Annotated in this window: 19 protein-coding genes; 18 read left to right on the forward strand and 1 reads right to left on the reverse strand. The window is 40.1% G+C overall.

What is annotated here, in order from left to right; translation table 11 throughout:
• The first annotated feature begins 527 nt into the window (after positions 1–527).
• The 18 genes from SKA34_RS03540 (at position 528) to SKA34_RS23470 (ending at position 15606) form a co-directional block, all read left to right on the forward strand.
• Positions 528–1295, forward strand: coding sequence for a FliM/FliN family flagellar motor switch protein (locus SKA34_RS03540; RefSeq protein WP_232284207.1), 768 nt, complete (start codon positions 528–530; stop codon positions 1293–1295).
• Between the two features lie 2 nt (positions 1296–1297).
• Positions 1298–1663 (forward strand): flagellar motor switch protein FliN, encoded by a 366-nt coding sequence (gene fliN, locus SKA34_RS03545; protein ID WP_006644139.1) that lies wholly within the window; start codon positions 1298–1300, stop codon positions 1661–1663.
• A 3-nt stretch (positions 1664–1666) separates the two neighbouring features.
• Positions 1667–2458, forward strand: coding sequence for a flagellar type III secretion system pore protein FliP (gene fliP / locus SKA34_RS03550; RefSeq protein WP_006644140.1), 792 nt, complete (start codon positions 1667–1669; stop codon positions 2456–2458).
• Positions 2459–2478: 20 nt separating this feature from the next.
• Positions 2479–2748 (forward strand): flagellar biosynthesis protein FliQ, encoded by a 270-nt coding sequence (fliQ, locus tag SKA34_RS03555; protein ID WP_006644141.1) that lies wholly within the window; start codon positions 2479–2481, stop codon positions 2746–2748.
• Positions 2748–3524, forward strand: coding sequence for a flagellar biosynthetic protein FliR (gene fliR, locus SKA34_RS03560; RefSeq protein ID WP_006644142.1), 777 nt, complete (start codon positions 2748–2750; stop codon positions 3522–3524). Before fliQ ends, fliR begins: the two co-directional genes overlap by 1 nt.
• Positions 3521–4648: a flagellar biosynthesis protein FlhB gene (gene flhB, locus SKA34_RS03565; RefSeq protein ID WP_006644143.1), complete on the forward strand. Its 1128-nt coding sequence runs from the start codon at positions 3521–3523 to the stop codon at positions 4646–4648. Before fliR ends, flhB begins: the two co-directional genes overlap by 4 nt.
• Positions 4649–4687: 39 nt before the next feature.
• Positions 4688–6781 (forward strand): flagellar biosynthesis protein FlhA, encoded by a 2094-nt coding sequence (flhA, locus tag SKA34_RS03570; RefSeq protein ID WP_006644144.1) that lies wholly within the window; start codon positions 4688–4690, stop codon positions 6779–6781.
• Between the two features lie 32 nt (positions 6782–6813).
• A complete protein-coding gene (locus SKA34_RS03575) occupies positions 6814–7638 on the forward strand; it encodes an EAL domain-containing protein (protein WP_006644145.1) in 825 nt (274 codons plus the stop codon).
• A 239-nt stretch (positions 7639–7877) separates the two neighbouring features.
• Positions 7878–8747, forward strand: coding sequence for a lateral flagellin LafA (gene lafA / locus SKA34_RS03580; RefSeq protein WP_006644146.1), 870 nt, complete (start codon positions 7878–7880; stop codon positions 8745–8747).
• A gap of 249 nt (positions 8748–8996) precedes the next feature.
• Positions 8997–10331: a flagellar filament capping protein FliD gene (gene fliD / locus SKA34_RS03585; RefSeq protein WP_006644147.1), complete on the forward strand. Its 1335-nt coding sequence runs from the start codon at positions 8997–8999 to the stop codon at positions 10329–10331.
• 13 nt (positions 10332–10344) lie between these two features.
• Complete coding sequence (gene fliS / locus SKA34_RS03590) at positions 10345–10740, forward strand: flagellar export chaperone FliS (protein WP_006644148.1); 396 nt, start codon at positions 10345–10347, stop codon at positions 10738–10740.
• Complete coding sequence (locus SKA34_RS03595; RefSeq protein WP_006644149.1) at positions 10727–11029, forward strand: hypothetical protein; 303 nt, start codon at positions 10727–10729, stop codon at positions 11027–11029. The genes fliS and SKA34_RS03595 overlap by 14 nt, the downstream gene beginning before the upstream one ends.
• Positions 11030–11032: 3 nt before the next feature.
• Positions 11033–12133 carry a flagellar hook-length control protein FliK gene (locus SKA34_RS03600; protein WP_006644150.1) on the forward strand — a complete coding sequence of 367 codons (1101 nt, stop codon included), beginning with the start codon at positions 11033–11035 and terminating at the stop codon, positions 12131–12133.
• A 24-nt stretch (positions 12134–12157) separates the two neighbouring features.
• On the forward strand, positions 12158–12643 hold the full coding sequence (gene fliL, locus SKA34_RS03605; RefSeq protein WP_006644151.1) for a flagellar basal body-associated protein FliL: 486 nt from the start codon (positions 12158–12160) through the stop codon (positions 12641–12643).
• 10 nt (positions 12644–12653) lie between these two features.
• On the forward strand, positions 12654–13382 hold the full coding sequence (locus SKA34_RS03610; protein ID WP_006644152.1) for a FliA/WhiG family RNA polymerase sigma factor: 729 nt from the start codon (positions 12654–12656) through the stop codon (positions 13380–13382).
• Positions 13383–13391: 9 nt separating this feature from the next.
• Positions 13392–14249, forward strand: a complete 858-nt coding sequence (gene motA / locus SKA34_RS03615; protein ID WP_006644153.1) for a flagellar motor stator protein MotA — start codon at positions 13392–13394, stop codon at positions 14247–14249.
• A complete protein-coding gene (locus SKA34_RS03620) occupies positions 14249–15244 on the forward strand; it encodes a flagellar motor protein MotB (RefSeq protein ID WP_006644154.1) in 996 nt (331 codons plus the stop codon). Before motA ends, SKA34_RS03620 begins: the two co-directional genes overlap by 1 nt.
• Before the next feature lie 68 nt (positions 15245–15312).
• Positions 15313–15606, forward strand: coding sequence for a hypothetical protein (locus tag SKA34_RS23470; RefSeq protein ID WP_006644155.1), 294 nt, complete (start codon positions 15313–15315; stop codon positions 15604–15606).
• Here SKA34_RS23470 and SKA34_RS03630 read toward each other — a convergent pair.
• On the reverse strand, positions 15569–15877 hold the full coding sequence (locus tag SKA34_RS03630; RefSeq protein WP_157044467.1) for a hypothetical protein: 309 nt from the start codon (positions 15875–15877) through the stop codon (positions 15569–15571). The two genes, SKA34_RS23470 and SKA34_RS03630, sit on opposite strands and share 38 nt — an antisense overlap.
• Positions 15878–15976 lie beyond the last annotated feature (99 nt).

The raw sequence follows: 15976 nt of genomic DNA on the forward strand, positions 1-15976 counted from the left end.
GTTTTATGAGTGTCATAATAAGCACTCACCTCTACCTATTAATCTCATGCTTTATTATAGCCAAATAATTTAATAGCAATTTTATATTTAACCATTATATTCTCACACTTGAATATATCTATTTAATAATAATAGAAAACAAGTCGAATAAATATTATTTGACGCTTTTAAAGACATTTTTTTGACGATCATGATGACGATTAAATATTATACTAAAGTCTAATGTTATTTCATTATTAATCATGTGGTTAGCCTTTAATTATTATTTGGTTTAATTTCATCATAATCGAAGTTTTTTAAATTTAAACATTAAAACAATTTTTATTTCATCGAATCCTAATGGTATGAACTAAAGTCACATTTTTGATCTTAAATGTTTTTAATTTATATCTTCATAGTTATAAACACGATAAACATATTTATATATTACGAATAAACATCAACTACACTTTATTTTTAACCACTTAATTATGATAACTATGGAATATATAAAATCAGATTTTGACAAAAGATATCCCATATTGAATGTGGAATTACTAGGAAAACCTATTCATATAATCAAAGATGAATTAGCTAATATTTTAAGTGATTCATTGCTGGGGTTGACTGACCAAATACAAAAATGGGTGAAAACCCATGAACTGACGATGTCGGTTACTAGTATTGATTTTCAATCCCCAAAACAGGGACAACACACAGCATTTACGGTGGCCCATAATGATGGTGGTATGATGAATTTCCGCTGTTCTGCACCGCTGCTTATTGCACTCGCCGATCGTTTTTATCACTCGCCAGTAAATCGCCTAAATAGTGTTAAGAGTCAGGTGATTACAAAAAGTGATTTACGTTTACAAGAACGGATAGGACAACTTTTTTCAGCCCAGGTAGCACCTGAAGAGATGTGGCAAGCCTGTGATAGTTCACTATCAGATGATATCGGCTTAGTCATTCAACTTTCCGTTACCTGTGAAGAAACGATTGGCGACATTATTATCTGTATTGATTCGGCATTAATTCAAACATTAACCAGTGTTATTGGCTTACAACCCACCTCTGAACTTAATGCGCTCTTTAGCCAGCAACTTGAATCGACCAAAGTCAAACTCAACACAGTTTTATGTGAAAAACAGATGCCTTTGGACCAAGTATTGCAGCTAAAGCCCGGTGATATCTTCGATATTGATTTAATGCAATCCTCAACGATCAGTATCGGTCAAGAGTACTTATTTAACGGCCATGTCGCAGAGCAAAACGGACAACTTGTTTTAATCATCAATACCAGTAAGGACACATAAGCATGAGCGATATTAACGAATCCGATCTATTTAATGGTGATGACCTTAATTTTGACGATCTTCAGCTAGAACAATTTGATGAAACACCTCAACTCGATAACAGCATGTCACAACGTAGCTTAAGTTTTTTCAAAAAGATCCCCGTAACAGTCACTCTTGAAGTCTCAAGCACAGAAATCTCATTAGGTGAGTTAATGAAAGCCGGTGAAGGCAGTGTTATTGAACTAGATAAACTCAACGGTGAGCCGCTTGATGTGAAAGTGAATGGTTCGCTGATGGGCCATGCCGAAGTGGTTGTGATCAATGAGAAATATGGCCTACGGCTAATTGATGTCGTCGAATCACCTCTTAACACCATGGATAGTTAACCAATGATCGCTCAGGGATACCACTTACTGACGAAAACATGTCAACAGCGCCATTGTTTGTATTTGCTTACATTGTTGCTTATTGCTCTTGGCGTACTGTTTTCTTCGGCTGCAGAAGCCAATAGTGGGCTGAACTTCTTGACCGTTACAGATGATCAAGGCGAGCAAGAATACAGTGTGAAATTACAGATCTTGTTGTTAATGACAGCACTGAGTTTTATCCCTGCCTTTCTGTTAATGGCGACCAGTTTTACCCGCATCATTATCGTACTTTCTATTTTGCGCCAAGCATTGGGTTTACAACAAAGCCCACCAAATAGAATACTGGTGGGTATCGCTCTCTCTTTGACCATTTTGATCATGCGTCCGGTCTGGACTGATGTATACGATAATGCCTTTGTCCCCTATGACAATGGCGATATCACTCTTTTACAAGCCTTTGATACTGCCGAAAAACCTGTTCGTGATTTCATGTTAAAACAAACCCATCAAAGTGCTTTAGAGCAAATGATGCGTATTGCCAACGAACCTCTAGATCAGGATGTAGAGAATATTTCTTTTGCTATCGTGCTCCCCGCTTTTGTGATCAGTGAGCTTAAAACAGCGTTTCAAATTGGCTTTATGTTGTTCATTCCTTTTCTGATCATCGATTTGGTGGTGGCCAGTGTTTTAATGGCAATGGGTATGATGATGCTATCGCCACTGATCATTTCTTTGCCTTTCAAACTCATTGTATTTGTTCTTGCTGATGGCTGGACCATGACGGTCGGTTCGTTATCTGCCAGCTTTGGATAAAGCAAAGAAAGGAGTAAATGATGACCCCAGAGCTAGCAGTAAACCTATTCTCTAACGCGGTGTGGATCATCATCAATATGGTGATGGTGTTAGTAATACCAGGTTTATTAGTCGGTTTAGTGATTGCCGTTTTTCAAGCTGCGACCCAGATCAACGAGCAAACCTTAAGTTTTCTACCCCGTTTAATTATGACGTTGCTAATGGTGATTTTTGCCGGACATTGGATGCTGAGGCGCTTAATGGAGTTATTTGATTACTTATTTCATAACATTCCGGGAATGATTGGCTAATGGTAATCTCATTTGCAGAGCTAAACGCCCTTCTCGCCCAGTTTTGGTGGCCGTTTTTTCGCATTGGGGCTGCCATGTTAGCCATGCCATTTTTCGGTGATGCGTTAATCCCTATTTGGGTTCGCGCTTTGTTAGCACTTGCTATTAGTTTTATTGCAGCTCCTCTTATGCCAGCGATGCCCACTACAGATTTACTTTCTTTATCAGCACTTATGTTGGCGTTTGAACAAGCTATATGGGGAGTTTTATTTGGCTTAATTATCCATTTCTTATTTTCAATTATGACACTACTTGGTCAGATCATTTCACTACAAATGGGATTAGGTATGGCTATCATGAATGATCCCGTTAATGGAGTATCTGTCGCTATTCTAGGGCGAATGTTTTTACTTTTTTCGACCCTATTGTTTCTTGCCTTAGATGGACATTTGCTAGTAATCGATATTTTGGTTCAAAGCTTTACCTCTTGGCCTGTTGGTAGTGGTTTAGCACTTTCATCGGTGAAGCAAATACTCACTCTTTTTGGTTGGATGTTCAGTTCAGCGCTTGCGATTGCTTTACCTGCCATTGTTTCCATGCTTCTGGCTAATATAAGTTTCGGGGTAATGAACCGCGCCGCGCCAAGTTTAAACGTCTACGCCCTCGGTTTTCCTATGACCATGTTGTTAGGTTTATTTAGTGTCTTAATTTCAGTTAGCGGTGTACCTACACGCTATGCTGAATTAGTCCATTACACCTTAGATCAGCTCCAAATTTATATTTCGGGGGGTGCATGAGTCAGTCAACTTCACAAGATAAAACTGAAAAAGCGACCCCACAGAAGATCCGAAAAGCCCGTGAGCAGGGTCAAATCCCACGCGCAAAAGACTTCACTGCCGCCACAATTTTTATTGCGGTTATCGTTTTCTTTTATTTCCAAATTGACGTTATTTGGCAAGCGCTTAATGGCGTATTTAAATTAAACATGACAATGTCTCGTGATGATTTACGCTCACCTTGGCTTGCCATTGAAGCGTTAGGCACAAGCTTAGCCATTATCATTCAATTACTACTGCCATTATTTGGATTAATTCTAATCACCGCTATCGCCAGCAGTTTACTGATTGGTGGTTGGCTATTCTACCCTGCAGGCATATTGCCAAAATTATCAAAAATTGATCCTATTGCAGGGATAAAACGGATGTTTTCAACTCGTTCTTTGGTCGAACTTTTAAAATCAACACTCAAAGTGTGTGTGATTTTTCTGCTGTTATATCTCTACCTTGATACCAACTTAAGTCGCTTATTAGGTATGCAAAACTTACCGCTTAAGCAAGGCGTATCGTTAATTATGACCATTCTCTTTCATGGCATTTTGCTAATGGGTATCGCGCTGTTTCTTTTTGGTTTAATCGATATTCCGTACCAAAAGTGGGAGCACGCCAAAGAACTAAAAATGACGAAACAAGAACTTAAGGAGGAATTTAAAACGAATGAAGGTAATCCTGAGATCAAGCAACGCATTCGTCAAATTCAACAACAATTCGCTCGTAGACAAATTGATAAAGCAGTGCCTAAAGCTGATGTGGTGATCGTTAATCCAACCCATTATGCCGTTGCGATTAAATACGATACTACGCTGTCTGAAGCGCTCTTTGTGGTAGCAAAAGGCATAGACGAAACGGCAATGCATATTCAAACCATCGCCAAACAACACGATGTTGAGATCTTACATTCACCGCCATTAACGCGTGCGATTTATCACAGTACCCAAATTGAGCAAGCGATCCCAAGTCAACTCTATGTCGCCGTAGCTCATATATTAACTTATGTTTTACAGCTTAAAGCCTTTCGAAAAGGTAAAGGAAATCAACCACAAACGTTACCTAATTTTATTATCCCAAAACATTTACAGCATTAATTTCAGCGCATTTTTACCGGATTGGATGAAGGACTTCTCATGTTAAATTGGCTCACAACTCTCAAACAGTCGAGTAAAGGTTATATCGGTATTCCTATCGCCTTACTGATGATCCTGGCAATGGTGATTTTGCCACTGCCTCCTATGCTGCTCGATGCCTTATTCACCTTTAATATTGTCTTGGCAATCTTGGTATTGTTAGTCAGTACCACAGCTAAAAGGCCGTTAGACTTTTCTGTTTTTCCCACCATTCTATTAGTCGCAACATTAATGCGACTCACTTTGAATGTGGCCTCAACACGAATTGTATTACTGGAAGGTCACAATGGTAGCGATTCAGCAGGTAAAGTGATCCAAGCTTTTGGTGAAGTCGTTATTGGCGGTAACTATGTTGTGGGTATGGTGATTTTCGTGATTTTAATGATCATCAACTTTGTGGTTATCACTAAAGGTGGTGAACGTATTTCTGAGGTGGCAGCTCGTTTCACCCTCGATGCCCTACCTGGTAAACAAATGGCGATAGATGCGGATTTAAACGCTGGCATTATTGACCAAAATCAAGCTAAACAGCGCCGTCGTGATGTTGCCAATGAAGCGGATTTTTACGGTTCAATGGACGGTGCTTCAAAGTTCGTTCGTGGTGATGCCATTGCAGGTTTATTGATCCTATTTATCAATATCATCGGTGGTATCAGTATCGGTGTTTTTGAATACGGACTCAGCGCTTCTGATGCTTTTAAAACTTACGCCTTACTGACCATTGGTGATGGTCTTGTCGCGCAAATTCCTTCACTGCTGTTAGCAACCTCTGCCGCTATTATTGTGACTCGCATTAATGATAGCGATGATGATATGACGCAAGCTATGCAGAACCAATTGCTTGCCTCACCTGCGACATTATTCACTGTGGCATCTGTGATGGCAATCATAGGTATTGTGCCAGGCATGCCGCACTTGGCATTTTTCAGCTTTGCCGCAGTGTTAGCCTTTGCGGGCTGGCGACAGTATAAAAAGCCTCACCACCACCAGCAACTTGATGAGGTTGAAGCCGTTTCTCAAGCCATGCAACTCGACCACGAAACGCCATTAACATGGGATGATATTCCTCATGTTCAAAGTATGTCGTTATCGCTCGGTTTTCGTTTAGTCCACCTGGTTAATAAAGAACAAGGCGCGCCACTCACCCAACGTATTCGGGGGGTTCGAAAAAATCTCTCTGAACAAGTCGGCTATTTACTGCCTGAAGTAAATATTCGCGACAACCTTAGCTTAAAGCCGAATCACTATACTATTGCCGTTCATGGCGAGATCATTGAACAAGGTAGCATTGAGCCTGAACGTTTAATGGCCATTGCCGTGGGTGATACCTATGGTGAAATAGATGGCATCCTTGGACATGATCCTGCTTATCAACTTCCTGCGGTATGGATTGAAAATAGCAACAAAGCAAAGGCCTTGAACATGGGTTACCAAGTGGTTGATGATGCAACGGTAATTGCTACTCACTTAAGTAAAGTGATGAAAGTGCATTTATCCGATTTGTTTACCCATGATGATGTGGATTTTATTAATCAACGTTTGGCGCAGCAGGCCCCCAAATTGGCTGAAAGTTTAAGTGCTGCATTAACGCCCGCTCAGCAACTTAAGGTGTATCGCCAATTACTAATCGATCAAGTGCCACTTAAAGATATCCGTACCATTGCCAATACCATGTTAGAAGCATCTGAAAACACCAAAGACCCAATCTTAATTGCTGCTGATGTGCGTTGCAGCTTACGCCGTACCTTGGTGAACCTACTCAATGGTGATAAGAAAGATCTTAACGTGTATGCCCTATCAGATGAACTTGAGCAAATGTTATTGACATCACTTCAACAGGCACAAGCCAGTGGCAATGTAATGTTAGATAGTTTTCCGATTGAACCGAATATTTTAAGCCAATTTCAACAAAATATGCCACTTGCGAAGCAACAGTTAAAACAACAAGGTGCTGCCCCTGTTTTACTCGTGATGCCACAATTACGGCCACTGCTATCTCGCTATGCGCGAACTTTCGCCCAAGGCTTAGCGGTATTGTCTTATAACGAAGTTCCTGAAAATAAGAATATCAATATTATTGGCAACTTAGGTTAATCCATTCCCGTGAAATAGAACGAGGACGCTCTATGACAATTCAACACACATTAAACACGATGGACGAACTTTACAGTTATATTCAAAGTATTGTCCCATCGTTAACCCGCAATAACGACGATGCGATCCTACTTGATGCATTCGAGCAAAACGATGTTCGTCATGTGTGTCAGGCAATTCGTGAAACCACCACCAATCAAGTTACCTACCAACATCTAACATTACGTTTTGGTAGCAATAACGAACAAAGTGTTTACCAATTTGATGTTTCTAAACCTGTACAGTTTTTGTTTGATCTCTACAGCTTATATTTAGCCATCCGCCATATTGAGTTTCAGCTATCGACTTTCCATAAAGATATTATTAATCCGTTGGTGGTCCCGATAAACTCAGAAACGCTATCATGGCCTATTGGACAAGGCTTTATTAATCAGGTATTTCAACATCATTCCGTTGCTATGCAATACATTATTCCCTGTGTTCAGCTTCATGACATGGAAAATAGTGAATGCCATAACATGATGACATTGAATGCAAATTTAGAATCATTAAAAAAGAAAGCAGTAAAACTCTGGATAGATATTATTCCACCCACCCGCTATTTAGAGACAATAAATAACATTAAACCTGACGCAATTAAAACATCCCATATTCTTAATGACGACCATAAACGTTCAGGTCTGATTCCTGTCATCCGCTTTATACGTAAAAACAACACTTTATTTATTGCGGGACGGGTGGGTAGCCAGCATGAGTTAAAACAATATCGACTACTTGGTGCGCAATATTATTTCGGTTACGTCAGTGATATACCGATATCAGTATCAATGAAAAAACACGTAGCGAATAATAATTAAATAAAAAACCATGACTTTTATACCTCAACAGCCCTTTAAAGATTAATGAAGTTTTCTTATCTAATAATATTAATAATTAATAAGAAAACCTCATTTATTTGGCTCAATATCAAATTTATCCCCCTATTCTGTTATTTTTTGAAAATATTAAAAATAAAAATTAATGATCTTTTCCAACTGACCGCATAGATACATTGAGCAGGAAATACCTCGATAGATTGATTACAAGGAGAACTATCATGGCTCTATCTATGCACACCAATTACGCATCACTGGTTACACAAAATACACTGAGCAATACTAGCAATTTGTTAAACACAGCAATGGAACGTTTAAGTACTGGTTACCGTGTAAATTCAGCCGCAGATGATGCTGCTGGTCTTCAAATCGCAACTCGTCTAGATGCGCAAACTCGTGGCATGTCAGTAGCTATGCGTAACTCGCAAGACGGTATTTCAATGATGCAAACCGCTGAAGGTGCATTTGATGAAATGACTAACATCGTATACCGCATGAATGACCTTGCAACACAGGCATCAAACGGCACAGTATCAGCAAACGACCGAACAGCGCTTGATGCAGAATTCCAACAGCTTGGTGAAGAGCTTGCCAACGTAATGGCATCAACCAGCTTCGGTGGACAAGATATATTAACCGATGCCGGCTCATTTGGTGCAGCCGCAGTTAACTTCCAAATTGGTACTCAATCAGGTGATCAACTTGCGGTTGATGTATCTACTGAAGTACAAGCAGTGAATGCAACCATTGGTCTTGGAGGCGCATTAACTCTAGGTGATTTGACTTCTGAAGCCAACGCACAAACAGCACTAAATACTCTAACAGGTGCTAACGGTGAAGCAGGTTTACTGAAAGAAATTGGTGATGCACGTTCTGCACTGGGTGCCAACATTAACCGCCTTGACCACACCATCACTAACCTAGGCAACATGGTTGAGAATGTATCTGCAGCCAAAGGTCGTATTGTTGATGCTGACTTTGCAGTGGAATCTTCAAGCATGACTAAAAACCAAATGTTAATGCAAGCGGGTACGACTGTACTTTCACAAACTAACCAGTTACCGGGTATGGCAATGTCACTACTTCGCTAAACTTTGTTTTCTTTCTCCTAAGCCTCCTTCGTGGAGGCTTTTTTGTAACCAGTAGATGTCAATAAATCGGAATTTAGTAAATCAAGCTGTTGGTTGACGGAACATAGGAATAAAGCAGGAAATAACAAACGGAAGTCACTTTTCCGCCACCTAATCTAACAATCATAACCAACTGTTTTTAAATGATTTATATAGAAGTTTTTTTGGCATGGCTCTTGCGAATATAGCTAGTCACTTAAGGAGCATTAGATGAATACAATTGATCCAGCGCAAATGGCACGTAACCTTGCAACGGCAGATACACAAAAATTCCAACAACGCGCCCAATTTCAAGCAGATAAATACCAAAGCCAATTAACTGCACTGGGAAAAGTAGAATCTGCCCTACGTGATTTTCGCTCAACGATTCAGGACATTAACAGCTCAACAACCAGTATTATTCAAAATAAAGCCACGTTGAGTGACGACAATCATTTTACGGTTAATGCGAATGCTCAAGCGTTAAGTGGCAGTTATCAGATCTTTGTTGAACAAATTGCCAGTGCGCACCAGGTAAAAACAGGGATGCCAGCGAATTTAGATTCAACAACGTCAGTACCTAACACAGGAACACTTTCATTCACTATTGATGGTCAAACCCTTGATCTCGATCTGTCGACAATAGATAGCGATGGTGATGGGCAATCCACGATATCAGAGCTCACAACGGCGATTAATAACCACCCCGATAACCCCGGAGTCAATGCCACGCTAGTTCGTACCAGTGGGCAAACTCATTTTATGCTATCAAGCACCGAAACGGGCGTTGCAAATACTTTAAGTGTTAGCGCAAGCACAGGCACAACATGGTTTGATGATGCTTTTACTAACTTAACTGAAATAAGTGCACCACAAGACGCAGTGATTTGGCTCGGTGCTGAAACTACCGGCTTAAAACTGACCAACAGCAGTAATACATTTTCAAATGTCATTGATGGTATTGATATCACTGCAACCAAAGCACAAACCTCTGGTGACCCTGCTCTTTCCATGGCTATCGATACCGATCAAGACGCTACTTTAGAGCAAGTTAACGCTTTCATAGAAAGCTATAACAAGGTGATGAGTACCCTTGATAGTTATACCCAGACCGGATCAGCAGACACTAAACGCGGAGCACTAGCGAATGACCCTACCCTTCGATCTATTGAATCACAATTAAACAATTTATTACGTGATCAATTTGAAGGAAAAAGATTGTCAGAAATTGGGATTAGCCTTAATCGCGAAGGCAAACTCGAAGTCGATAAAGATAGCTTTAAAAACGCACAACAAACCATGGGGGCGACCATTGAGTCCATGTTTAACGGCGACGGAAATTTACTCGATTCATTAGAGGATTCACTCAAACCTTTTCTCCAGTTCTCTTCAGGGATGTTCACTTCTCGCAAAGAAGCATTACGGAGCAACATCGACCGTATCGACGATAAACAAGTCGCTCTCGATCGTAAATACGACATGACTTACACCCGCTACCTCAAACAATTCACCCAGATGAATCAAATCATGACCCAAATGCAGCAAACCCAAGGCTTATTTGGTTAAAAGGAGTACAACAATGTTAATGCAAGATGCAGGTTTTAATTCATATCAACAAGTCGACTTGGATGCACAAGCCGCTTCAGCTTCCCCCCATCAATTGGTTTTGATGCTGATCGATGGCTTTCAAGATGAACTTATCCGTGCACAAGGACATATCGAAGCCAAACGATTGGACGCTAAAGGGATCAGTATTAATAAATGCATGAATATATTAATTGGGCTAGATAGTGCATTAGATTTGGAACTTGGCGGCGAAGTTGCAGCCAACTTGCATGACCTTTATGAATTTTGTCAACTTGAACTTTACCAAGCAAGTATCAAAAACGATATCTCCCACCTCGATAATGTCACTTTAGTGATGAACAACATTCGAGAAGGCTGGCAAGGGTTTGGACAGCATGCAGCCAAATAATTCCATATCGCTCAACATGCTCACCGCAAAAATTCAGCAAGCTGCTGAGACTGAAAATTGGTCTCGCTTACAGCAGCTTGATGATGTGTTACGTACGCTGTTATTACCGCTAAAATCGAAACCTAAAACAGCGCAACAGCAAGTACAAATAGCAGCGTTAATGGCTGCACATCGCCAAGCATATCTTGCGTTACAACAAGCACAACAAATACTGCAACAAAAAATAGCAACTGCTGACAAGGAAAAAGAACGCCTTGACGCTTATCAGTCAACCAACGGTAAGGAGTGAACGATGTTAATTAATACTGCGCTCACCAAAATTGACAATGTATCGTCATCATCTGATATCAAACAAGCAGGGATGCTTGATGAACTCTCAGACGCTACATTAGAGCAAGAAGGTTTCTCGAAAACATTACAAACATTTTCCCAGCAAGGCGAAAGTACTTTACCAGAGCTGCTATTAGGCAATGCAAATGCAACAGATCTTGAACAGCGAGACCCAACAACAATGTCGCAACATCAAGCATTGCTGCCTGAACCGCCTAGTGAAATTGAAGCCAATATAACCACTTCAATCGTTGGTGGTTTTTCACTTGATCACCTTGCTAAACTGCCAGATATACCGACAGCTACAAGCTCACTGTCCCCTGCTTTATTTAAGCAGCAACCAGTTCTTACGAGTGTAATACCAAGCTCTCATCGAGTGCTTGACGGTGTCAAAATATCAGCGATTAACCATGCAAACAATCCTATTAAGGAAGTAATAACACCACTAACAATAACTTCACTACCAAGTTTAGCCTTAGAAAAAATCTCATCGTTGAACACGGTAAAAACACCGGTTTTCAATGGTGAAATGCCCGCTGCACAATCGGTTCAAAACCTTACAGCAGTCGAACAAGTTTTATCTGCTCAGGCACAAACACAAACCAACATAACGGTTAATCGTGTGAATTGGGCTCCTATAAGTATTGATCCTCAATCTCCACAATGGGGTGAGAAAATGCTGAATATTCTTCAAGATCGCGTTTCTCTTCAAGCGACACAAAACATGCAAGAAGCACGTATTCGTTTAGATCCACCTGATCTTGGCAAACTTGATCTGATCGTCAAAATGGATGGCGATAAGTTGAATGTTCAAATCAGTGCCAATAACAATGCAGTACGTGATGCACTTAACCAAGTATCAGAACGTTTACGTCATGATCTCCAACAGCAGTTTGTCAGTGTCGACGTCAACATCAGTCATGACAAGCAACATTCCCATTCAGATCAAACCGCACAACATTCAACCCAAGATGATAACGATCATAGGGTAATCACTTCCTCGTCATCATCAGACGTTGAAACATCGACAACCAATGAGCATTGGTTATCTACGCTCGCATAATTTTTCTTATTTAGGATCAGGATGATGACTAATAAAAAAACGTTTACTAATCTCTTAATCATATTGCTGATAAGCATTATTGTTGCTGTCGTCACTTTTAGCGCTACTCTATGGTATAGCCAACAAAATAAGTCCTCCGCAAATACGAACACATGGTTCACAACATTATTTCAATCTGAACCAAAAGCCACGGCACAACCTGCCTTTCATCCTCTCGATAAAGTCATCGTAAGCGTAAAAGGAGAACGTCAATCTCATTATGTGATGATTGAACTTGCCGTACAAACCCACTATCCCGAACGTATGAAACAAATCGATAGCTACATGCCGCTCGTTCGCAATGCATTACTCAAAATGTTCAGTAAGAAAAAGTACGAAGAGTTACAAAACCAGCAATCTATCGATCAATTACAGCAAGAAGTAAAACAAACCCTGACCGCTGCCTTTGCCAATACTACGTTCGCTCGTGATATCGATGATGTGCTTTTTACCAAATACGTCATTCAATAATGAGGTGAGTATGCTTGATCACAACCCAACCACTCACTATGACCTAGATACAGCTCCATCGCCGCAACAGCATCATATTGATGAAGATTTATTAATCCGTAATCACCTTGTTTTAGTGAAGCGCGTGGTAAATCAACTCCGTCACCATACTAGCTCACATTGCAGTTATGAAGACATGCAACAAATTGGATTAATTGGACTATTAGAAGCTGCGCGACGTTATGGAAATGTCGAGGATCCTCAATTTCCTGCTTTTGCCGTATGTCGTATTCGTGGTGCGATTTTAGACGAACTGAGACGACTAGATTGGCGTTCACGTCACACACGCCAGCAAGCTCATGAGCTTAATGACATCACCCGTGACTTAATGAAGCAACTTGGCCGACAGCCAACAGAAGCTGAGATCACGTCTGCACTTGGCATTGATAGTGAAAATTATCAGCTACGTTTACAAGCCTGTATGGCAAGTGAAATGCAAAGCCTTGACCAACTGTTAGAGGCAGGTAAAGAGCTAGATGCACCGCTGGAATATAACGGTGTTGAACATGAACATATGCGTCGCACACTGGAATATGCTTTAACACAATTATCAAGACGAGAGCAGTTGTTGCTGACCCTGTTTTATCAACATGAGCTAAATCTGCATGAGATCGCATTAGTGCTAGACCTTACTCCACCCCGTATTTGTCAGCTGCATAAACAAGCACTGAAATCCCTCAATCACTCTTTATCGGCTTAGGAGCTGTATATGCAAAAGTTTATCGGTGCCATCATCATTATTATTTGTGTATTTGGTGGCTATGTTTGGGCTGGCGGAAATTTACGTGCTATTTGGCAACCTGCTGAATTGTTAATTATTGCCGGAGCAACTTTGGGATCCTTGATCATTGGTAATCCACCGCATGTATTAAAGGAAATGCGCCAACAATTTCGTCAAATACTCTCGCCTCGTAATAATGAGGCTCAGTACTACATGGAATTGATGGCATTACTACAAACCTTGCTTGATACCGTTCGTAATAAAGGTTTTAAAGCACTCGATGAGCATATTGAGTCGCCTCAAAGCAGCACAATTTTCAATCGTTACCCTCTCATTAAGAACGATCATCATGTTATTTCTTTCATTACAGACAATTTACGTTTAATGGCAATGGGACAAATGTCGCCTTATGAACTTGAAGGGTTATTAGAACAAGAAATCAGTGCAATAGAAGAAGACTTACTCTTGCCTTCGCGTTCTATGCAACGCACCGCAGAAGCCTTACCTGGATTTGGTATTTTGGCAGCGGTGATGGGGATAATTATTACCATGCAAGCCATTGATGGCTCTATCGCCATGATTGGCTATCACGTTGCAGCCGCATTAGTCGGTACTTTTCTTGGGATTTTTGGCTGTTATTGCATTCTTGATCCTGCCAGTAATGCCATGGCACAGCGTGTTAAACGCAATATGTCGGCATTTGAATGTATAAGAGCAACACTTGTCGCCTATGTCGCTAAAAAGCCGACCTTATTAGCTATTGACGCAGGAAGAAAACATATTCAGCTAGACATTAAACCTACATTTAACGAAATGGAGAAGTGGCTAACTGAACAGGAGGTATAATGCAGAACACAGAGCAGATCGTCTTTAAACGTGCAGTAAAACGACATTCACATCAACAACACGGTGGCGCATGGAAAGTCGCTTTTGCTGATTTTATGATTGCTCTTATGGCACTTTTTCTAGTGCTTTGGCTTTTGCAAGTTGTTGACGAAAAAGAGCGAACAGCTATTGTTGCTTACTTTAATAACTCCAGTGTTTTTGATGAAGGTTCTGGCAATCCTTTCGATACTGACAATAGCCCATCCCCTATTGATTTTGGCGGTGATGCAGCCGATATGAGTGCTCAAAATGCCGCTATGACAATGAAGTCTATTTACAATGGTAATGGTAACGGTCCAGAAAGTGATGCTTTAATCCCTGGTAGTTTTGAAACTCAAGAACAACTTTCCATTTTAGCATCTGTTGTTGAAGAGACTGCTAAACAGGTTTCAGCACAAGGCAATATTGCAATTGATATTACTCCACAAGGATTAAGAGTTACTTTACAAGATGATTTTAAACAAAATATGTTTCATCGAGGTAATGCGAATTTAACGCCTTTTTTTGAGGATGTCTTGCTCACTATCGCTCCTATTTTCAAACAGATAAGTAATTCAATTATTATCAGTGGTCATACTGACGCCACACAATTTAAAAATCGATTTAGTCGCCAAACAAATTGGGAACTCTCTTCGTCACGTGCAAATGTTGCGAGACAAACATTGATATCAGGCGGCATGCCAAGTGATCGAGTTTTGCAAGTCGCGGGCATGGCAGAGCGAGCGCTATTAAATAAACAAGATCCAAGTGCCAGTGAAAATCGTCGTATAGAACTATTTGTCTTGACCACATCTGCAGCTAATGTTGTAGATGCGCTATTTGGAAAAGGTGCTCCAGAAAGTATTATAAAAGCACAAGATGATACGCGTTTAAAGAAACCCGTATTGCGAAGTGACTTAATAAACCTTTCAATACCAACAACGAAAAGTGCGCCACCAACTATGTCTAACTTTTAAGTTATATTTTATTAATATGGTCAACGTACCCAGCATAAAACGATACTTTTTTAGTGGATATTTAACTAATGAATTATACAGAATTAAAACAGCGGAAAGCTGATAACTTACAAAAAACCTTTCTTTGGTTAATTGTTATCGACTATATACTGCTGTCTTTTTTTCTGTTTCAACTGTCGGCCCTAAATTTAAGGGCGGGTACAGTTATTAGCTTATTGTTGATTTTCTATAATGGACTACTTGCTTTTTTTTGTTTCCATCGCGCCAATCGAATAGACGATGGTTATATTATATATCCAATAATTTCAGCAATTCTACTTGCGTTTATTTGCTTTCTTTATTTCTTTTTCTTAGTTGCTTAGAGCTGACGATGCAAAAACTGACTAAAGCTTTTCCAAGCCAAAAGCTGATAACAAACAACACCATCAAAAAGACACTGCTACATGCATGCGACCACACAGCAGATAAACGAAAGAAATAACCAAAGCTAAAAGCAATGCCATTGAATGCTTCAAGCGGCATCTGTAACCACGGCGTATTAGTTGAGTGTCCTATTGCTGCAACCACACAAACTAAAATAATGCAGGCAATACATAAGCCCAATTTATTTTCGACATGCTTCATTTTATTCATCACCCTATATTCGTTAGTGTGTTTTTATAGACGAATATGTGACTTTTCTTGATATGATTTCAGTATTAATTGATGTAATCCAATAAAATAGATAGGAAA

The sequence above is a fragment of the Photobacterium sp. SKA34 genome (assembly GCF_000153325.1).
GTDB lineage: Bacteria > Pseudomonadota > Gammaproteobacteria > Enterobacterales > Vibrionaceae > Photobacterium.